Here is a 20,087-nt window from a genome sequence, read left to right as displayed (position 1 = left end):
GTATAAAACTAAAAAGGGCTTTGGATTGCATTTTATTATGCAGCCTAAAGTCCTTTTTATCACCTATCAAAAGAGTATTAATACGCTTTTCCCCAATACACCATTTGTTTAGCTTCTTTACCACAACAAATACATTCTTCAGCTAAATGCTCTTGCTCAAAAGGCATACAACGTGATGATACTCCCACTTCTTCTTTTAGTTTCTCTTCACAAGCCAATTCCCCGCACCACATTGCTTTAATAAAGCCTTGCTTTTCGTCAGCTACTTTTTTCATCTCTTCGAAATTTGTCACAGCATACGTATTCTCATCGCGAAATGCTTTTGCTTTATTAAATAAAGAACTATGAATTTCTTCAAGTAATGCTGGAATACGTTCTTCTAATTGATCCATCGGTACAAACTCTTTTTCCTTCGTATCTCTTCTTACAAGTACAACTTGATTCTTTTCAATATCTTTAGGGCCAACTTCTAATCGAATTGGAATACCCTTCATTTCATACTCATTAAATTTCCAACCAGGCGTTTTATTACTAGCATCTATTTTTACTCGTGCAACCTTTTGAATATGTCCTTGTAACTCTGTTGCTTTTGCTAAAACTCCTTCTTTATGCTGAGCAATTGGTACAATAACAACTTGCACTGGAGCGACTTTTGGTGGCATTACAAGTCCATTATTATCGCTATGAACCATTATTAGCCCGCCTATCATTCTTGTTGATACACCCCAAGATGTTTGGTGCACATATTGCCATTTACCGTTACGATCTAAAAACTTAATATCAAATGCTTCTGAGAAATTCGTCCCAAAGTTATGAGAGGTTCCTGTTTGAAGCGCTTTTCCATCATGCATTAAACTTTCAATTGTATAAGTTTCCTTTGCTCCAGCAAACTTCTCTTTTTCTGTTTTTTGTCCTTTAATAACTGGTATCGCTAAATAATCCTCACAGAAAGAAGCATATAAGTTTAAAATATTTAATGTTTCAGCCTGCGATTCTTCTGCCGTTTCATGGATTGTATGACCCTCTTGCCATAAAAATTCAGTCGTACGAAGGAATGGTCTAGTTGTCTTCTCCCAACGAACTACTGAACACCACTGATTATATAACTTTGGCAAATCATTATAGGATTGCACAATTTTTGAAAAGTGCTCACAGAATAAAGTTTCAGATGTAGGACGTACACAAAGTCTTTCCGCTAACTTTTCATCCCCGCCATGCGTAACCCATGCTACTTCAGGAGCAAATCCTTCAACATGATCCTTCTCTTTTTGCAATAAACTCTCTGGGATAAACATTGGCATATATACATTTTCATGGCCAGTTTCTTTTAACTTCTCATCCATCACCTTCTGCATATTCTCCCATAAGGCATAACCATACGGACGTAAAATCATGCACCCTTTTACACTTGAATAATCAACAAGTTCGGCTTTTTTTACAATATCGGTATACCACTGCGCAAAGTCCTCTTCCATCTTCGTAATGGCTTGCACTTGTTCTTTTGCCATAGTCAGTCTTCCTCCTTCTAGAAAATACAAAAAAGCCCGCGTCCCTAAATAGGGACCGAGCTTTGCCGGCGTTACCACCCTGATTCATGCACAAAAATTGCGCATGCTCTCTTTTTGATAACGGGAAATTCCCGCTGCATATGCAGAACTCAAAGGCAGGTTCTATATTGCCTTTTTAAGAATCTTTCAGCCTGGCGGATTCTCTCTCTACTAAAAAGGTTGAATATGTACTAGTCCTTTTTCATCGTTATAACGAAATAAATTTGTTGATTATCATAATACAAATTCTTTTTTAAAACAATAGCTAATTTTCTTATTATTATATATTCTTTTCATTTTTTACAGTTTTATACGTAGCTTTTTCGAGAGATTTTTACAAGTTGATGTGCAATCATACCAATAAGTGTACCTAGTAGAACGAAGAAACCAATAAATCCATATCCCATTCCTTCCCACCCACCAATAACCATCATGGTAACAGGAAATGATGCTAAGCAAAGAAGTATTACAATCAGTGCAAATATAATATCAAACTGTTTGTCTGGAAAACGTTTCTTTAGTAAATATGAAATAGCAAATACAAGGAGAATTGTGATGCCACCAATGATGTAAAATATACCGAATCCATCTAACCAGTCCATACTATTCCCTCCGTCCGTAGATTCCCTTATACTTATTATATGTTTAATTTTTCTGAAAATAAACAATAAATTTTATTCGAAAACATATTTTTATTACTAGGTATTAATAGTAATATATAAGAATAGGTTTTATATAATTAGGAGGATTACTTTATGGATAAAGCATTAACGAATCGTGTCATTATTTTATCATTCGACTGTTTATCAGCTTTAGATTTTCCTATACTACAAAAACTACCTCATTTCCAATCTCTAATAAAAAAGGGCACGGTTGTCGAAAAAGTAGAACCAATTTATCCTTCTGTAACATATCCAAGCCACTCAACAATCGTAACCGGTAATTACCCTAACAAGCACGGTGTTGTTAGTAATACGTTACTTCAACCAGGACGTGAATCACCTGATTGGCATTGGTACCGAAAATCGATAAAAGGAACAACATTGTATGATGAAGCGCGTAAAGCAAATTTAACGACAGCTGCCCTTCTATGGCCTGTTACTGGGAGAGCAAACATTGATTACAATTTACCAGAAATTTTCCCCAATAGACCGTGGCAAAATCAAGTGTTAGTTTCCTTATTTAGCGGTAGCCCACTATACCAATTAGATTTAAATCGTCGTTTCGGCCATATAAGAAATGGTTTATCACAACCAGAGCTGGATGATTTCGTCCTCGCCTCTGCTGTACACACCATTCAGACGAAAAAGCCTAATGTTATGTTCGTACATTTCACTGATTTAGACACGCAAAGACATTATCATGGCTTTGAATCTAACGAAACAATAGCTGCAATTCATAGACATGATGAGCGGCTAGGGAAAATTATTCAAACTTTAAAAGACAGTGACCTATACGAAGAGAGTACAATTATCGCTCTTGGTGACCATAGCGCTTTAAGTGAAAACAAAGCAATTCAATTAAATGTGCTATTCCAACAAAAAGGCCTCGTATCTATAAATAAAAAAGGGCTATTAGTAGATTGGAAGGCCTATTGTCAAAGTTGCGACGGGTCTGCCTATGTATATGTGAAAGACAAAAATGATACGGATACAATTCGAGAAGTACAACTACTCCTTGAAGAACTGCTGCAAAATAAACAGAATGGAATTGAATTTATACTTCATGATGAAGCTGCGAAAGACTGCGGTGCAGATGGTAATTGTTTATTTATGTTAGAAGCGCAAGAGGGGTATTATTTCACTGAAAACTATACAGGAGATTTTATAAAAGAAATTACTGAAAAAGATGTTACGCCTAGTAAAAAATATACATTTGGTACGCATGGATATTCTCCAACAAAACCTAACTATGAAACAATTTTTATCGCTGCTGGAAAAGGAATAAAAACCGGCGTTACCGTCCCGTATATGAGACTTATTGATGAAGGTCCAACTATCGCTAGACTACTCGGTTTACACTTAGGCGAAACAGACGGATCAATTGTAGAGGATTTACTCCAATTGTAAAGAACTGTGTATATATGTAAAAGTTCTGTAAAAATCATCACTGTTTCTCTTTTTATAATTTTTATTTTTGTACACTGTTAGTAGAACAAATTTAAGGGGGAACACTATATGAAAAAAATGTCCAGACAAGAAAAAAGCTGGATATTATACGATTGGGCGAACTCGGTATATTCGCTCGTCATTACAACTGCATTATTTCCAATTTACTTTAAAGCAGCTGCAAAAGAAGCCGGGCTATCTGGTGCAACTTCAACAGCATATTGGGGATATGCAAACTCGTTCGCTACACTTTTAATTTCTATACTTGCTCCTATTCTCGGCACAGTTGCTGATTATAAAGGATTTAAAAAACGATTTTTCACATTCTTCTTTGGACTTGGTATCGTATTTACAAGTATGTTAGCAGTCGTTCCAACATCTCAATGGTACTTATTATTAGGATGCTATATGCTCGCATTAGTTGGTTTTGCTGGGGCAAACATTTTTTATGATGCATTTTTAGTAGATGTCACTTCTGAAGATAGAATGGATCGAATTTCTACAAGAGGTTTCGCTTTAGGCTATATTGGGAGTACTATTCCTTTTATCGGTTGTATCGCTCTTATTATTCTTGCTCAAAAAGGAACTATCCCTTTATCAGTTGGCATTGCTAGTCAAATTTCATTCGCGATAACTGCTCTTTGGTGGGGGTTATTTACAATTCCAATGCTTAAAAACGTAGAGCAAACACACTATATTGAGCGTCATCCAAGACCTATTAAAATGAGCTTCAAACGTCTTGCTGATACTTTTAAAAATATTAAAGAATATAAAACTGTATTTATGTTTCTAATTGCTTACTTTTTCTATATTGACGGAGTCGATACAATTATTACTATGTCTACAGCTTACGGAACCGATCTCGGTATTAGTGCAACGAATCTATTAATCATATTATTTGTAACACAAATTGTCGCTTGTCCATTTGCGTTACTATATGGAAAACTATCTGAAACATTTACTGGTAAAAAAATGTTATATGTCGGTATCATTATTTATATCATTATTTGCACATATGCTTATTTCTTAAAAACGACACTTGATTTTTGGATTTTAGCAATGTTAGTTGCTACATCTCAAGGTGGTATTCAAGCACTAAGTCGTTCATACTTTGCAAAACTAGTACCAAAAGAATCTGCTAATGAGTTCTTCGGATTTTATAATATCTTTGGTAAGTTCGCCGCAATTATGGGCCCGGTATTAGTCGGTGTTACAACGCAATTAACAGGAAAAACAAACGCTGGTGTTCTTAGTATTATTGTATTGTTTATTATCGGTGGATTCTTACTCACTAGAGTTCCAGAAAATAATACATCCGTTACACCACCTAGTCCAAAGACTAAAACGCTATAAGAAAAGATCCTCTTCTCATAAGAAGAGGATCTTTTTTATTTTTAACGGTGCGCCTTATAATGAACGACTCTACTGCTTGTACAAAAATAATTTATCAACAGTTGTTCCTAATACTTCAGCTAAACGGAATGCTAACGCTAAGCTTGGATCATATTTATTATTCTCAATTGCATTTATCGTTTGTCTAGAAACCTTGCATTTATCAGCTAATGCGCCTTGTGAAATATTATTTCCAGTGCGTAATTCATAGATTTGATTTTTCACACCATTGCTCCTAACTTGTAAAATCGTTTTTACAACATCAGTATATAATTGGCTCATATAGTTGTCAAAAGTTCCTCAAAAAAAAAAGAGCAATTTTGCTCCCTTAAAATAGTTATTTCGAAGCTAACGAATTTGTTAGTTCCTCTTTATTAGCGACAGCTTCTTTCTTTATTTGCATACGTAGAACTGGCCCTATCGCTAATAAAATAAGTGCCATCGCTATACAAAACACAGTAACTAGTGAAGTTAGTTCCTTTAATCCTCCAGCTAGTGAAGTTCCAATTAACATTGCCCCCATAAACAGTGGTAAAATCGTCCCATTTACTCTTCCAACCATATTTTCTGGTACAAGTTGAATCATAAGCGTACCGACAACGATATTAACACAAGCTAAACAAATACCTGTTCCAAATCTCATGAAACTAGTAATCCAAAATGATGTAGATAGCCCTTCTACTAAAAATGACATCGCTAATATACTCATACCGAATACAAACATCTTTTTCGGATTCACTTTTGAAGCGAAAACTGCAGCAACAATACCACCGATTAACATACCTATTCCGTCAGCTGCCGCTAAATATTGAACAGCTTCTTTTTCCATGCCTAAACGTTCAATTACAAGGAATACTTCTAATGGATTCGTTAATCCAACAGCTAAACCCATAATTGTAAAAGTGATCGTAATCATACGTAAATTTTTCGTGTGAAGAACGTATTTCCATCCTTCTTTTATATCATTTTTTAATGAATCTCTTGCCACTTGCTCTTGTTCAACCCATTTTGGTAAAAATGAAAGGATGATAGCCGATAACAAAAATAGAATGATTAAGCTATATAGTGATGTAAATAAGCCAAGTTGTGTATACACAATTGATCCTACAACTGGCCCAAAAATCATAAATAAGGACTGTAATGTTTGATTAAATGCAATCGCATTTGCTACCTCTTCTTCCTTTACATAGCGCTTAAATATACGCGACGATGACGGCTGAGAAAACTGCCCTACAATCGCGGAAATGAGTGTTGCAAAAAATATAGCCTGCCAATAATCAAATTTTAACAATACGACAATTCCTATAATAGACAGTACACTTAACACATCTCCAGCAACCATTGTTCTTTTCGGATTCCAACGATCTGCTAATGCACCACCAATGAACGAGAAAATAAAGATAGGTGCATACTCCATGACAGATAATAGAGACACTGAAACTGGATCATTATTTGTCCGCTCCATTATGAAATATAAAAGAGCCATATTTCTAATCCAAATTGCAAATTGTTGTAAAATATCAGATGCCATAACGAGCATAAATGCTCGGTTTTTAAATAAAGCTTTCACTTTCATTCTCCTTCCATAAACCGACCGTTCGGTCTAATTTATTTTGTAAGAAAAGCAACTGACTTATTATTCAGCTGCCATTCCTTTTAACAATACATCTATTGCCTTTTTATAAATACGTTTCAGCTCTTTATAATCTAACTCGTAGTAAAGTACTCCAAGCCCTGATAATAATCCGTTCACAATATACATAAGATCACGAGCATTATCTTCACGGAACTCTCCAGACTGTATACCTGCTTCAATTAATTTCTCAAACATAACATATGATTCTCTAGTTAAAGCTAACAGTTCATCCAGAATCTCTTTACTTACAACTTGGCTCATAGAGAATTCCTCTATTGCATTTGAAATTGGTTGCTGTATGTCCTCTACATGATATTCCGCGATACCATATAGTTTTTCAGTACTAGTGCTATACAACTTCTCTTTTTCATTCCATTTTTCAACCCAATCATACGTATGCTGTTTCACTACAAATAAAAATAATTCTTCTTTACTTTTAAAGTGATAATAAATGCTTCCTTTACTTCGCTCTGTAATTTCACAAATCTCTTCCATAGATGTAGCTGCATAGCCCTTCTGTGAAAATAGACTTTCTGCTTTATATGCAATTTCTTTCTTTATCTCTTCTGCGCTTCTTCTCATATTCACACCTCTTTAAACCGACCGTTCAGTCTAATGATAACAAATCAAAAACCTCTATCGCAAGAGGCTATATTCCTTATTTAAGAAAACGTACTTTCAAACCAAGTTCGAATCATATGTATTGTTCCAAATTTAAATGCTAATTTAACAAGAATTACACCTCCCGCAGCTAATAAAAACAACACTACTTTCCCCTTATTTTTCACTTTCGGTTCCCTTTTCATTTCCATTCCCCTTAGTATGTTAAAAATATTAATCAAACGTTTGTTTAACTGTGTTTATGCATATGTAAGCCGACTAATCAAACGTTTGTTTAAAAAGAAATACGCCTATATAAGGCGCATTTTCATCAATCACCACCGCCGCCACCGCAGCTTCCTCCGCTATCTCCCCCAAAAGACCCTCCACAATCATGTGAACCACCATCATGCGAGCTATCATTATCAGATCCAGCAAAGAAAAATAATGGTGATGAGCTGTTAGATGAATTATGAATGTTATTTTGTTTTGTAAGATTTACCTTCTTTTTGTTCGATCGAACTGCTGTTACGATTATTCCAACTACAACAAATAATAGTATGACAATAATAAATTCCATATAAAAGCCTCCCTTATTCCTCGAATAATTGAATGGTTCTCTCTAGATTTTCAAGTGAAATGAAGCGCGATTCTCGAAGGATCTCTTTTCCATTATAAAATAATAAAATTGTCGGTCCTGTAAATACGGCATATCGCCCCGCAATCTCTTGCATGTCTTGTAGTAATATCTCTATTTTCTCTACGTAATCATAATTCTCTAATACGCAATTTACTTTTCTTACCATAACATCACAAACACCACAATTTTCCGTTTTAATAAACAGAAGTACCAATTGTTGTTCTTCGATATAGGTCGCTAATTCTTCTATCGTTTTAAATGTAGTCATCTTATCCCTCTTAGCGTAATTTACGAAATACTTTGTCTTGATACATACGAAAAGCTGAACTATCTTTAATCTTTCTCTTTTCCATTACCTGCTGAAAACGAAGCGTTTTTACTGTTAACTCTTCTCTTAATTTCTTTCTCTCTTCTTCATCATAACAGCAAGCAATTAGATCCTCTATTTTTAATATATCTTTTTGTAGTTCCATTTCTGGTGGAATCATTCCCGCATTTTTTAAAATTTTATAGCTCATTCTAAGTTCTGGAGGTACCATTGAAAAATCTTCTAATTGTAGTGGTTTTCCTTTTCCCGGAAGATAATCAAGATCACCATTCCGTATTGCTTTTCGAATTTTTTCTTCAGCAATGTTCAAAAACACATCCACACCATTCCCTCCTTTACATATTTTTACTATTATTTTACATGATATTTCCTTATCTTTCTACGTCTTTAATAATTGGCTCCATACAATTTTTTCTCAAATTTATTTATAATGAGCTATTTCCTCCCATACCAATCTTTCGTTTTCATATATAGTTTGTATTCAAGCCTTTTTGTATTGAGAAAGTCTTTTACAACTGAATAAAGCGTTTACACTAAATCTTACATTTGTTACGATTTAATCACCCCCAGTTCCCTTGTATAGACTTCGTGATGTCTGATCATTTTATCTAGACGTTTCATACGTCTAGATTCATTTTGATTTATTGGCGTATGCCTTTAAATATATCTTTTATTTTGAAAGGAGAAATGGCTATGAGGTCTCAAAAATTTACACTGCTATTACTATCTCTACTACTTTTCTTACCTCTTTTTCTCACAAATTTTATTACTCCAAATCTCGCATTAGCAGATTCACCAAAGCAAAGTCAAAAAATTGTTGGGTACTTTCCTTCGTGGGGCGTTTACGGACGTAATTATCAAGTTGCTGATATTGATGCATCAAAACTTACTCACCTTAACTATGCTTTCGCGGATATTTGTTGGAATGGAAAACATGGAAACCCTTCTACTCATCCTGATAATCCAAATAAACAAACGTGGAACTGTAAAGAATCTGGTGTACCATTGCAAAATAAAGAGGTTCCTAATGGTACTCTCGTACTCGGGGAACCATGGGCTGATGTTACCAAATCGTATCCTGGCTCAGGGACAACTTGGGAAGATTGCGATAAATATGCCCGTTGCGGAAATTTCGGAGAACTAAAACGATTAAAAGCTAAATATCCTCACTTAAAAACAATTATTTCCGTTGGTGGCTGGACTTGGTCTAACCGCTTTTCTGATATGGCCGCTGATGAAAAAACAAGAAAAGTATTTGCTGAATCTACAGTAGCTTTTCTTCGCGCATATGGGTTTGATGGCGTAGATTTAGACTGGGAATATCCGGGCGTTGAAACGATTCCTGGTGGTAGTTATCGTCCTGAAGATAAACAAAATTTCACTCTTCTTCTTCAAGACGTCCGAAATGCTTTGAATAAAGCAGGTACTGAAGATGGCAAACAATATTTACTAACAATCGCTTCAGGTGCAAGCCAACGCTACGCTGATCATACAGAGCTAAAGAAAATTTCTCAAATACTCGATTGGATTAATATTATGACATATGATTTCCACGGCGGATGGGAAGCTACTTCTAATCATAATGCAGCTCTATATAAGGATCCAAATGACCCAGCAGCAAATACGAATTTTTACGTAGATGGTGCTATAAATGTTTATACAAATGAAGGTGTTCCAGTCGATAAACTAGTATTAGGCGTACCCTTTTACGGACGTGGCTGGAAAAGTTGTGGAAAAGAAAATAACGGACAATATCAACCTTGCAAACCAGGTAGTGATGGGAAACTTGCTTCTAAAGGTACTTGGGATGATTATTCTACCGGTGACACAGGTGTGTATGATTACGGTGATTTAGCAGCCAATTACGTTAATAAAAATGGTTTTGTACGCTACTGGAATGACACAGCTAAAGTCCCTTACTTATATAATGCGACTACAGGCACATTTATTAGCTACGATGACAATGAATCTATGAAATATAAAACAGACTATATAAAGACGAAAGGTTTAAGTGGAGCAATGTTTTGGGAACTAAGCGGGGATTGCCGTACAAGTCCAAAATATAGTTGTAGTGGTCCAAAATTACTTGATACGCTAGTAAAAGAATTACTTGGTGGACCTATTAGTCAAAAAGATACTGAGCCACCAACGAATGTTAAAAACATTGTAGTTACGAATAAAAATTCAAACTCAGTTCAATTAAACTGGACTGCATCTACTGATAACGTAGCAGTTACGGAATATGAAATTACTGCTGGAGAAGAGAAATGGAGTACAACAACCAATAGCATTACAATTAAAAACTTAAAACCTAATACTGAATACGCATTTTCAGTAATTGCTAAAGATGCTGCTGGAAATAAATCACACCCTACCACTCTTACCGTCAAAACGGATGAAGCTAATACAACACCTCCTGATGGAAATGGCACTGCTACATTTTCAGTCACTTCGAATTGGGGAAGCGGTTATAACTTCTCGATTATAATTAAAAATAACGGAACGACTCCTATTAAAAATTGGAAATTAGAATTTGATTATAGCGGCAATTTAACACAAGTTTGGGATTCTAAAATTAGTAGTAAAACAAATAATCATTATGTAATTACGAACGCAGGATGGAATGGCGAAATTCCTCCTGGTGGATCTATTACAATTGGTGGTGCAGGAACGGGTAATCCTGCCGAACTTTTAAATGCCGTCATTAGCGAAAACTAGACGTAATATCCATTAATTATTTCACTAAAGTTTGAATTTAGGTTTGAGCAATACCTCCTAAATTCAAACTTTTAATTTTATGAAAAATCAAAATATCATATTAACCTATTATAATTATATCTAGTTTCTAATATGAAGTTTATATGAAGTTCATTTGAATTTTACATGAATTTCCTTTAATTTCTATTGTCTTCCTATAATATCCACATTATCCTTTACATATAGGAATTATTTTCATTCTATTTCGAGCTATCTATATATACAAAGAAAGATAGTCACCTGTTAGGGAAAGGCTTTCGTATTATTATAAATATAACAAAAGAAAAAGCACGCTTATAAGCGCACCATAAGAGTGCTTCTTCATACAATTCTCATGTAAGAGTTCTCGAAAATCATGTTAATCACAAAGAAAAGGCATTAGCTCATAAAAGCTAATGCCTTTTCTTTATTCATATTGTTCAGCATTCCAATCTTCTATATTCCATACTTTTGTTATCCACGATTCATAGAAAGAAGGTTCATGTGAGACAATTAAAACTGTTCCTGTGTATTGTTGTAACGCTTCCTGTAAAGCCATCTTAGTTTCTACATCCAAATGATTAGTCGGTTCGTCTAAAATTAAAACATTGCTTTTCGTTACGATAAGTTCACATAAACGCACTTTCGTTTGCTCTCCACCGCTTAATAAACGAATAGGTTTTAATACGTGTTCTTCTTTCAATCCACACTTCGCTAATGCTTGGCGCACTTCTTTCTTTGTCATATCTGGTCGTTCTGCCCAAACTTTCTCTAATGGTGTTATTTCTGAAGCAAACTCTTCCTGTGCAAAATAAGCTGGACTCACTCGGTCCCCAACAAAAATTGAGCCGCTTAGCGGCTTTATTTGACCTAATAACGTTTTTAATATTGTCGTTTTTCCAATACCATTATGACCAACAATAGCTATCTTGTCTCCTTTCTTCACTTGTAAATTCAAGTCTGGAAATAACGGCTCACTATAACCCACTCTTAGTTTCTCAGCCTGTAATATACGACTTACTGGTTCATTATAAACAGTAAAAGCAAAACGGGACTGAGGCACATTATTTACCTTTTCAACCCTTTGCATTTTCTCTAATACTTTCTCTCGACTTTTTGCCTGTTTTGCTTTTCGAATTTTATTTTTTTGAATAAATGTTTCTAACTGAGCAATTTCTTTTTGTTGTTTCACATACGCCGATTGTAATTGTTTCCTTTGCAATTGATAACTTTGTAAAAACTTTTCATAATCCCCTACATACCGCTTAACTTTTCGTTCTTCTAGATGGTAAATGACATTCGTAATATTGTTCAAAAATACTTCGTCATGCGAAATGATAATATAAGCTTTTTCGTACAGTTTCAAGTACGATTGCAACCATTCTATATGTGCTGTATCTAAATAGTTTGTTGGTTCATCTAGCAATAAAACATCAGCTTTTTCTAGAAGAAGCTTTCCTAGTAATAGCTTTGTCCGCTGTCCTCCACTTAACTTTGAAACATCCTTTTCCAATCCTATTTCAAACAATCCTAAACCAATTGCTACTTCTTCAATTTCTGTATGAATTTGATAGAAATTAGAGTTTTCCAATATAGTTTGTAACTCTCCATACCTTACTAACAATTTTTCTACTTCTACTTCTACTGCTCCAGCCATCTCTTCTGCAATTTTTAACATTTCGTATTCAATCGCATACAAGTTAGAAAATGCACTTTGAAAGTATCCTTCAATTGTTGTCCCTTCTTGTAAATCTATATGCTGCTGCAAAAATCCAACCTTCACATGTGGAAACCATTCAATGTTCCCATCATCATGTATAAGTTCTCCTGTTAAAATTCTTAACAGTGTTGATTTTCCAATCCCATTTTTCCCTACTAACCCAACATGCTCCCCCTTTAATAATCGAAAGCATGCATTATATAAGATGGTTTTCTCACCATACGAATGATTTAAATTTTCTACTGTTAATATACTCATTTTTTCTCTCCTTTACTTATCGTCCATAAGCTAAATAGAGAGACCAACAGTATGAAGCCTTATTTAATTATGCATATAAAAATGGGTAAGGTGAATACACCTTACCCATTACATATTATCGTAAAAAAGGATTAAGGTTCTTTACCTGCTGTCTTCAATTTAGCTTAATCTTAAAAAATAGGCAGACTTCTCCCATATCAAGCTAAAACCATTTGAAGAACAGTTGATAAAGTCATTTTATCCTTTCACTCCTTTAACATTTGTTATATTAAGAGTATAAACTACTCTGTTATATTCTATTCTCTATTTTTCCTTTTGTTCCTTCTCCATTTTTTCATATTCTAAAAAAAAGCCCCTTAACAGTAATTATATCAAAAACTGTTAAAAGGCTTTTTCTATTTTTTCATATAAGGAGCTAACACACTTAAAATCTCTTCCTTATCCTTTTTTAACTCGAGTGATGTTAACATATCCATCGTTCTCGGCCTAGGTAATTTCACTTGTACCTCGCCAACTATTGATGCTGGTCTTTGAGATAAAATAAATACGCGATCCGAAAGCAAGATTGCCTCATCCAAGTCATGTGTAACCATAACGATTGTTTGCTTCTCTTGGTGCCAAGAGTTTAAAAGCCAACTGTGTACTTCCATTTTTGTAAATGCATCTAACTTTCCAAAAGGCTCATCAAGTAGCATAATTGGCTTTTCACATAAATATGTGCGAAGAAAACTAATTCTTTGGCGCATACCACCAGACAATTCGTCTGGATAATGATTTGCATATTCATCTAACTCAAACTGCTTTAATGCTTCCATTCCTTCTGTTAGTCTTTGTTTTTTCGGTTTCCCTTCGATTTCCAATGGTAGAACGATATTTTGCAAAGCCGATCTCCACGGTAGTAATAAATCTTGTTGTGGCATATAACTAACAACATCTTGCTCTTGTACTTGCTTATCGTTATATGTTACGTTCCCACTTGTTGGATTTTCAACATTTGCAATCATATTTAATAATGTGCTTTTCCCGCAACCACTCGGGCCTACAAAAGAAACAAACTCTCCCTCTTGTATAGAGGCACTAATATTCTCTAATACATTCTTTCCATCGAAAGATTTCACTATATTTTTTATTTGTAATCCGCTCATTTTTCACTTGGAAGGAATTCATTTGTAAAAGCATCTTTTACATCGATTTTCTTTTTAATAACTTTGTTATCATATAAGAAATTCATGTAATTCGTCCAAATTTCTTCCTTCTGTACTCCCCATGCTTTAGCATCATCTTGATACTTCGTACTTAACCATTTCTGGCTTTCTTGAACTAAATCTTTATTTACATCTGGAACAGCTTTAATTAGAAGATCAGCAGCTTCTTTCGGTTCCTTAATTGCAAAATTATAACCTTCTGTCGTTGCACTCATAAACTTTTTCACAAAGTCTTTATCTTGCTTCGTATGTTTTTCACTCGTAATAATAACAGGACTATAGAAATCAAGCGCTGGATCTAAGTCCTTCACCATAATCGTATTTAACTCTTTTCCTTGACGCTTCGCTTCAATACCATCCCAACCGTAATAAATCCATTCGAAATCTGCATCACGGCCGATTGATTTAAAGAAATCTGTTTGTCCTAAGATAATTTTTTCAACTTTATTAAAATCAGCTTGATGCTTATCCATAATCGTCTTTAATGTCGCTTCTTCCGCTGGTCCTCCCCAGCCGCCATAACGTTTACCTTCAAAAGCTTTCGGTGACGTCATATTATCTTTCTTAAGCGATGCAAAAGCTGAAGTGTTATGCTGAATAATCGCGCCTACAGACACAACAGGGATCCCTTCCACACGAGCTAACGTTACATTTTCTTGTGCGCTTATTGCGAAGTCAGCTTTTCCTGATGCTATCATTTGCTCTGCTGTTACATTGTCACCTGGTTGAATAATTTCTACATCTAATCCTTGCTTTTTGTAATAATCTTTCGCTTGCGCTACATATAAGCCAGTATGATTCGTATTTGGAAACCAATCTAATACTACTTTTACTTTTTGATCTTTACTTGCGCTTTCTTCTTTCTTCGCCGGATTACATCCAGCCACACCTACTGCTAATAAGGCAGCTAACATAACTTTTAAACCTTTTTTCATTTTCTGCCGTCCTTTCTATATATCCATGGTGCTGTTATTCTTGCCATAAACTCTACGATAAAATACAGGCATAATGTCACCATAACGATGATTGCTGCAACACCAAATACTCGGGCAGTCAAAAAGGATTTTGTAGCCCTCGTAAGCATAACCCCTAATCCTTCACTTGCACCGAGCCATTCTCCGATAATTGCCCCCATTACGCTATATGTAACTGCAATTTTTAAACCTGAGAAAAAGTATGGGAGCACTGCTGGAAATTTTACTTTCTGGTAAACTTGCCACTTTGTCGCCTTCATTGTTTGTAACAGCTTCAACATGTTTTTATCTACTGTTTGAAAACCTTCTAAAATACTAAGCGCAATTGGGAAGAAACAAACGAGTATTACGACCATTACTTTTGGCAACATCCCATATCCAAACCAAATAATAAATAGCGGTGCAAGTACAACGATTGGAATTGTTTGCGAAATAACGAGCAATGGATTTATTAAAATACGAAATAACGGTATAACGTCCATAATAATTGCGATGCTCGTCCCCAATAAAATTGCAAAGAATAGTCCAATTATAACTTCCTGCAGTGTTTGCATCGTATTTGGTAATAGTAAATCTTTCATCCCAATTAATTCTTGAACAATGGCAGAAGGCTTTGGTAAAATCCACGGTTCGATTTTAAATAATGAAACAGATCCTTCCCATATTGCAATGAGAAGGATAAGCCAAATAGTTGTAATAAGTTTAGATTGCTTCTGGTTTTTCATATTCATCACGGTACTTCCAAACCTTTTCATCTATTGTTACACCAGTGCTTGGACGATAATGGATTTTAATAGAAGTAATCACTTCTTCTGCTCCAGCATCGACGCAAGCTTGTTGCGCACGTTTAACGACATCAAGAAGTACATCTAATTCTCCTTCCAAAGTTGTTTCCATTGCCCCTACTTCATAACGAACTCCCGATTGTTGCACAACTTCAATTGCTTTATCGACAACAGAATATACATCTTTCGTTTTCGCTTGTGGTACTACTGAAAATGACATTGTAACTTGTTGTGACATAATAAAATCCCCCTTATAAAATTAAATTTCAAAAATAAGAAAAGGCTTTCCTACTGCGTAGGAAAGCCTTGTATGCAAGTTATTATAGAATAACATATGCTACATCACTTTAAGTAACTCCCTACGCTGGCATTATCCAGATCAGGTTGAGGGTCGATGTTTACTTACATCCTCTCAGCCAATTGGCTCCCCGGTCCTTAATTCGTTTTCATTGTAGCATGATTTATTTTATTGAACAAACAAAAGCATGCATAATCATTTCATTATTTTTGGAAAATATCCAACTTTTTCACCATGAGCTAATAACTGCTGTATAAATTCTTTATTGATTGCTGGTACTATCAATTCTTTTTTCTTAATCCATTCATTCGTTCTACGTGTACCCATTACAATTTCAGATTGCTGCGCTCCATCTCCTGCAACTTGAGAAGCAATTAACTCAGCTACTACTTCATTTCCCTTCGCTAATTCAAGTCCGGTATTTACATATTCTGAAAGTGGAACCATTTCAAGATTGTATCCACACTCTCCAATTAGCTGTATAAATTGTTCAAACTCAATTTGATGTGGATGACAGATGTGCAACGTTTCTCCATCTATTTGTGAATCTTGTACATACGTTACAATTGATTTACTAGCAAAATCAATTGGTGTGAAATCGATTCCCCATTTCACATTAGGAGCTTGTCCAATAAGTAGCATCGCTTTAATAAGACGATAGAATGCGTTTCCTTCGATATTTTGTTGGAATACACCTGTCTCTGAATGACACGCTAAGTTACCTGCACGATAAATATTTCCACGGACACCCTCTTGTATCGCTTTACGAACAAGGTTTTCTGCCTGTAATTTGCTATCAGAATACACATTCTCTAACTCTACATCGTAATTAAAATCACCTGTTTCCACATATGTGTCCCATTGCTCTATTGCTAATTCTATCGGAATACCAATTGTTGAAATAAAGTGGAATGATGCTCCTTCTTCCGCTAGGGCTAACATACGACTCGTTCCTTGCACATTCACATTTTCAAACTGGGCTACATCTCCAAAATGTCTTACATCTGCACCGCAATGAATCACCGTATCAACTTTGGAGTGAATAAATTTATCCTCATCCATACCAAGATACTCTGCCCCAAGATCACCAGGTACTGCTGTTATGCGTTGCAACCATTCTTGACTTATATCTTTAAAGTAATTTGTTAATGTATTAACAATTCTTTGTTGTATATCTTGCGTCGGTCTTACTAAGCAATAAATATGTGCTGTTGTATCTTTTAATAATTCATACAATATATGTGAACCTAAATAACCTGTAGCTCCCGTTAAAAAGATATTTGAAACTTTGCTGTCTGTCACTTCATTTATACGGGAAATTGGATCTGGCTCATGTATAACTTTATATTCATGGAATACTTCTTCTTCCTCAACTTTTAATTCTCTTTGAATTTGTGCTAACCCATATATCGTTCGTTCCTGGAAGAAGTCTTGAATTGTTAAATACGGAAAGTCTTCTTTCAACAAAGTTAAAACTCGCAATACTTTCAATGAATGCCCACCGATTGTAAAGAAATCATCATGAACACCAATTTTTGAGATTCCTAATACATCAATCCAAGCTTTCGCTATTTTTTCTTCCGCTTCGGTAGATGGTGCAATATATTCTTGTAAACGAAGTGGTTCATAGTCTGCTTCTAGTTGTGCTAATCGCTTCAAATCAACCTTTTTATTCGGTGTAAGTGGCAGTTCATTAATATAAATTAATTTAGACGGTACCATATAATCTGGTAATCGTTCTCTTAAATCATGTATTAAAGTTTCCATAGCAACTTCATTACTAGTTGTATAGAAAGCAACTAAGTAATGACTACCTTCTTCACCTTTCTTCGTAAATACAGCTGCATCTTTTACCATTTCATATTTTGCAATTGTGTTTTGGATTTCACCCAATTCAATTCGATGTCCTCTAATTTTCACTTGATTGTCTTTACGATGTAAAAACTCAATATTTCCGTCTTCCAATATTTTAACAATATCACCTGTTTTATATATCTTACTATCATGTTTTTCATGATGTGGAATAAATACTTCCTCTGTTTTTTCCGGCTTATTAAAGTAACCTTTTGCTAAACCTACTGACTCTATATATAATTCTCCTGGAATACCAATTGGACAAACTTTCATATTGTCATTTAATATCCAAACTTTATAATTATCCGCTGGCTTCCCGATTGGGATACTAGCAAGTTGATCGTTTAACTCCGCTGGAATTGGATATGTCGTTGTTGTAATTGTACATTCTGTCGGGCCATACGCGTTATTTAACTGAACGTGAGTACCAATTCTCTCTCGCCATAGTTTTACTACTTCAGCAGTAAGCATTTCTCCACCAACTGCAATCCTCTTTAATGAATCGAGCTTATACTTACTTTCATCTGGAAGATATGTTGCTACTTGTTGTAGGAAAATTGTAGCTAAGCCTAAAATAGATGTTGCCTTTGCTTTATAAATTGCATTTGCAAAAGCTTCTACCGAAAGCCTTTGTTCATCCAATAACACATATATATTTCCACCGCAGAATAATGACGCGAATAACTCCCAAATAGATGCGTCAAAACTAAATGAAGGGAACTGCGCGAAAATATCTTCTTCACTTAATTCATAATGCCTTTGCATCCATGTACATAAATTCACTACTCCGCGGTGCGCAAGCATTGTTCCTTTCGGATTTCCCGTAGAACCGGATGTATAGATCATATATGCGATATCATCAAGATCAATTGCCACGTTCACATCTATTTCTGAAAATTGTTCAATATCGTAAAGAGATAATTCTCGAATATCCTCAAACGGTACTTTCGCTTCTTTCGTTAAAACTAATTTTGATTGGCTATCCTCGATAATATATTGCACTCGATTTGCTGGATAATCTGGGTCAATCGGAATATAAGCTGCACCTGTTTTTAAAACTGCTAATATACTGACTACCGTATCAATACTTCGCTTCATAAAGATACCGACATAATCACCTTGTTTCACCCCATGATGTAATAACATGTGAGCAATTTTATTACTTTTTTTATTTAGTTGTTCATATGTTAATGTTCCCTCCACCGAAGATAAAGCTATACGCTTTGAAAATTTCCTTACTGTTTCACAAAACATATCCGCAATACTTTTATTCGGGTATAGCACTTCTGTGTCATTTATTTCTTTATATATCACTAATTCTTCTTCTGTAATAATATTCATATCTACAACACATTGCGTCTCTTTTTTTATACCTTGCTGAATTACATACTGAATTTGCTTTATATAGCGAAGTGCTGTTTCTTCTTTCAATTGCTTTTCATTATAAGAAACTTCAAAACAACTATCCTTTAATTCAATAAAGTTTAATTGACTATTTCTATTTTCTTTTCCTACTGTAACTGCAGGTTTCCCCCATTTTTCTTCATCATATTGTAACAATATCTTCCGTTCTTCTTCCATACTTTCTAACTGCATGATTTGATCATTAATTTCTATCCTTAGCTCTTCATAAGAAAGTTCTTGTTCAATTGTAATACATAACGGATAACTACTCTGTCTCATGTAATAAGGTATCACTATACGTTTTTCATTACTAACATGATATAGCCATACAAAAGTAGCTGCGATTAAATCTAATTTATTTCGTTCAAACGCTTGTATATCCTTAATTTTCATTTGAGTATATTCATTTACTTGAATATCCTTTGGTATCATAAACGGTTCATAATTTTGTTGCGAAAATTGTTCATATCTCTCCACATATGAACGTTTTAAGAAAATACTCATACTGAATCCTCTCACTCTCCATAATATAAAAATGAAACTTTGATCATTGGAGGACATGTTCCACCAATGATTAAAATCACAACCGTATACCATTAGAT

The 20,087-nt window shown here is 34.8% G+C and carries 18 protein-coding genes, 1 riboswitch and 1 other annotated feature; of the genes, 3 read left to right on the top strand and 15 right to left on the bottom strand.

The genetic code is table 11. The annotated features are described in order from the left end of the window. Window positions 1–77: 77 nt before the first annotated feature. Both proS and AC241_RS02300 read right to left on the bottom strand, forming a co-directional pair. The gene (proS, locus tag AC241_RS02305; protein ID WP_016083661.1) at window positions 78–1,508 is read right to left on the bottom strand and encodes a proline--tRNA ligase; all 1,431 of its coding nucleotides are present in this window, start codon (window positions 1,506–1,508) and stop codon (window positions 78–80) included. A gap of 47 nt (window positions 1,509–1,555) precedes the next feature. Next, window positions 1,556–1,762, bottom strand: a binding site (T-box leader). Window positions 1,763–1,855: 93 nt separating this feature from the next. Further along, window positions 1,856–2,149: a YesK-like family protein gene (locus tag AC241_RS02300; RefSeq protein WP_000383860.1), complete on the bottom strand. Its 294-nt coding sequence runs from the start codon at window positions 2,147–2,149 to the stop codon at window positions 1,856–1,858. Between the two features lie 153 nt (window positions 2,150–2,302). On the opposite strand from AC241_RS02300, the gene AC241_RS02295 reads away from it, so the two are divergent. Beyond that, window positions 2,303–3,616: an alkaline phosphatase family protein gene (locus tag AC241_RS02295; RefSeq protein ID WP_000356442.1), complete on the top strand. Its 1,314-nt coding sequence runs from the start codon at window positions 2,303–2,305 to the stop codon at window positions 3,614–3,616. Window positions 3,617–3,724: 108 nt separating this feature from the next. Then, window positions 3,725–5,008, top strand: coding sequence for an MFS transporter (locus AC241_RS02290; protein ID WP_000738820.1), 1,284 nt, complete (start codon window positions 3,725–3,727; stop codon window positions 5,006–5,008). Window positions 5,009–5,077: 69 nt separating this feature from the next. Here AC241_RS02290 and AC241_RS02285 read toward each other — a convergent pair whose 3' ends face one another. The 7 genes from AC241_RS02285 to AC241_RS02255 form a co-directional block, all read right to left on the bottom strand. Beyond that, a complete protein-coding gene (locus AC241_RS02285; RefSeq protein ID WP_080990732.1) occupies window positions 5,078–5,329 on the bottom strand; it encodes a helix-turn-helix transcriptional regulator in 252 nt (83 codons plus the stop codon). Window positions 5,330–5,384: 55 nt separating this feature from the next. Beyond that, window positions 5,385–6,617: an MFS transporter gene (locus AC241_RS02280; RefSeq protein WP_048564644.1), complete on the bottom strand. Its 1,233-nt coding sequence runs from the start codon at window positions 6,615–6,617 to the stop codon at window positions 5,385–5,387. A gap of 66 nt (window positions 6,618–6,683) precedes the next feature. Then, on the bottom strand, window positions 6,684–7,265 hold the full coding sequence (locus AC241_RS02275) for a TetR/AcrR family transcriptional regulator (RefSeq protein WP_050842483.1): 582 nt from the start codon (window positions 7,263–7,265) through the stop codon (window positions 6,684–6,686). Between the two features lie 80 nt (window positions 7,266–7,345). Then, the gene (locus AC241_RS02270; RefSeq protein ID WP_000817985.1) at window positions 7,346–7,489 is read right to left on the bottom strand and encodes a hypothetical protein; all 144 of its coding nucleotides are present in this window, start codon (window positions 7,487–7,489) and stop codon (window positions 7,346–7,348) included. A gap of 125 nt (window positions 7,490–7,614) precedes the next feature. Continuing rightward, a complete protein-coding gene (locus tag AC241_RS02265) occupies window positions 7,615–7,863 on the bottom strand; it encodes a hypothetical protein (RefSeq protein WP_016083664.1) in 249 nt (82 codons plus the stop codon). Window positions 7,864–7,876: 13 nt separating this feature from the next. Continuing rightward, window positions 7,877–8,191 carry a thioredoxin family protein gene (locus AC241_RS02260; RefSeq protein WP_029441511.1) on the bottom strand — a complete coding sequence of 105 codons (315 nt, stop codon included), beginning with the start codon at window positions 8,189–8,191 and terminating at the stop codon, window positions 7,877–7,879. Window positions 8,192–8,201: 10 nt separating this feature from the next. Continuing rightward, a complete protein-coding gene (locus AC241_RS02255) occupies window positions 8,202–8,573 on the bottom strand; it encodes a DnaJ family domain-containing protein (protein ID WP_029441510.1) in 372 nt (123 codons plus the stop codon). 371 nt (window positions 8,574–8,944) lie between these two features. Between AC241_RS02255 and AC241_RS02250 the strand changes: the two genes are divergently transcribed. Beyond that, complete coding sequence (locus tag AC241_RS02250; protein ID WP_048564641.1) at window positions 8,945–10,969, top strand: glycosyl hydrolase family 18 protein; 2,025 nt, start codon at window positions 8,945–8,947, stop codon at window positions 10,967–10,969. 445 nt (window positions 10,970–11,414) lie between these two features. Here the strand turns inward: AC241_RS02250 and AC241_RS02245 are convergent, their stop codons facing one another. The 6 genes from AC241_RS02245 to AC241_RS02220 form a co-directional block, all read right to left on the bottom strand. Further along, window positions 11,415–12,965, bottom strand: a complete 1,551-nt coding sequence (locus tag AC241_RS02245) for an ABC-F family ATP-binding cassette domain-containing protein (protein WP_016083668.1) — start codon at window positions 12,963–12,965, stop codon at window positions 11,415–11,417. A 395-nt stretch (window positions 12,966–13,360) separates the two neighbouring features. Then, complete coding sequence (locus AC241_RS02240) at window positions 13,361–14,110, bottom strand: ABC transporter ATP-binding protein (protein ID WP_016083669.1); 750 nt, start codon at window positions 14,108–14,110, stop codon at window positions 13,361–13,363. Further along, window positions 14,107–15,105, bottom strand: a complete 999-nt coding sequence (locus AC241_RS02235; protein ID WP_016083670.1) for an ABC transporter substrate-binding protein — start codon at window positions 15,103–15,105, stop codon at window positions 14,107–14,109. The genes AC241_RS02240 and AC241_RS02235 overlap by 4 nt, the downstream gene beginning before the upstream one ends. Then, window positions 15,102–15,875: an ABC transporter permease gene (locus AC241_RS02230; RefSeq protein ID WP_016083671.1), complete on the bottom strand. Its 774-nt coding sequence runs from the start codon at window positions 15,873–15,875 to the stop codon at window positions 15,102–15,104. The genes AC241_RS02235 and AC241_RS02230 overlap by 4 nt, the downstream gene beginning before the upstream one ends. Beyond that, the gene (locus AC241_RS02225) at window positions 15,847–16,167 is read right to left on the bottom strand and encodes an MTH1187 family thiamine-binding protein (protein WP_016083672.1); all 321 of its coding nucleotides are present in this window, start codon (window positions 16,165–16,167) and stop codon (window positions 15,847–15,849) included. Before AC241_RS02225 ends, AC241_RS02230 begins: the two co-directional genes overlap by 29 nt. Window positions 16,168–16,268: 101 nt before the next feature. Further along, window positions 16,269–16,370, bottom strand: a riboswitch (TPP riboswitch). Between the two features lie 52 nt (window positions 16,371–16,422). Next, window positions 16,423–19,983 carry a non-ribosomal peptide synthetase gene (locus AC241_RS02220; RefSeq protein ID WP_413541762.1) on the bottom strand — a complete coding sequence of 1,187 codons (3,561 nt, stop codon included), beginning with the start codon at window positions 19,981–19,983 and terminating at the stop codon, window positions 16,423–16,425. Between the last annotated feature and the right edge of the window lie 104 nt (window positions 19,984–20,087).

This window comes from Bacillus thuringiensis (assembly GCF_001182785.1).
Classification (GTDB): Bacteria; Bacillota; Bacilli; order Bacillales; family Bacillaceae_G; genus Bacillus_A; species Bacillus_A thuringiensis_S.
This window is presented reverse-complemented; position numbering and strand designations above follow the sequence as displayed.

Coding starts and splice junctions, on each gene's coding strand:
- proS (WP_016083661.1), bottom strand. CDS start 1,508: ATGGCAAAAGAACAAGTGCAAGCCATTACGAAGATGGAAGAGGACTTT.
- AC241_RS02300 (WP_000383860.1), bottom strand. CDS start 2,149: ATGGACTGGTTAGATGGATTCGGTATATTTTACATCATTGGTGGCATC.
- AC241_RS02295 (WP_000356442.1), top strand. CDS start 2,303: ATGGATAAAGCATTAACGAATCGTGTCATTATTTTATCATTCGACTGT.
- AC241_RS02290 (WP_000738820.1), top strand. CDS start 3,725: ATGAAAAAAATGTCCAGACAAGAAAAAAGCTGGATATTATACGATTGG.
- AC241_RS02285 (WP_080990732.1), bottom strand. CDS start 5,329: ATGAGCCAATTATATACTGATGTTGTAAAAACGATTTTACAAGTTAGG.
- AC241_RS02275 (WP_050842483.1), bottom strand. CDS start 7,265: ATGAGAAGAAGCGCAGAAGAGATAAAGAAAGAAATTGCATATAAAGCA.
- AC241_RS02270 (WP_000817985.1), bottom strand. CDS start 7,489: ATGAAAAGGGAACCGAAAGTGAAAAATAAGGGGAAAGTAGTGTTGTTT.
- AC241_RS02265 (WP_016083664.1), bottom strand. CDS start 7,863: ATGGAATTTATTATTGTCATACTATTATTTGTTGTAGTTGGAATAATC.
- AC241_RS02260 (WP_029441511.1), bottom strand. CDS start 8,191: ATGACTACATTTAAAACGATAGAAGAATTAGCGACCTATATCGAAGAA.
- AC241_RS02250 (WP_048564641.1), top strand. CDS start 8,945: ATGAGGTCTCAAAAATTTACACTGCTATTACTATCTCTACTACTTTTC.
- AC241_RS02245 (WP_016083668.1), bottom strand. CDS start 12,965: ATGAGTATATTAACAGTAGAAAATTTAAATCATTCGTATGGTGAGAAA.
- AC241_RS02240 (WP_016083669.1), bottom strand. CDS start 14,110: ATGAGCGGATTACAAATAAAAAATATAGTGAAATCTTTCGATGGAAAG.
- AC241_RS02235 (WP_016083670.1), bottom strand. CDS start 15,105: ATGAAAAAAGGTTTAAAAGTTATGTTAGCTGCCTTATTAGCAGTAGGT.
- AC241_RS02230 (WP_016083671.1), bottom strand. CDS start 15,875: ATGAATATGAAAAACCAGAAGCAATCTAAACTTATTACAACTATTTGG.
- AC241_RS02225 (WP_016083672.1), bottom strand. CDS start 16,167: ATGTCACAACAAGTTACAATGTCATTTTCAGTAGTACCACAAGCGAAA.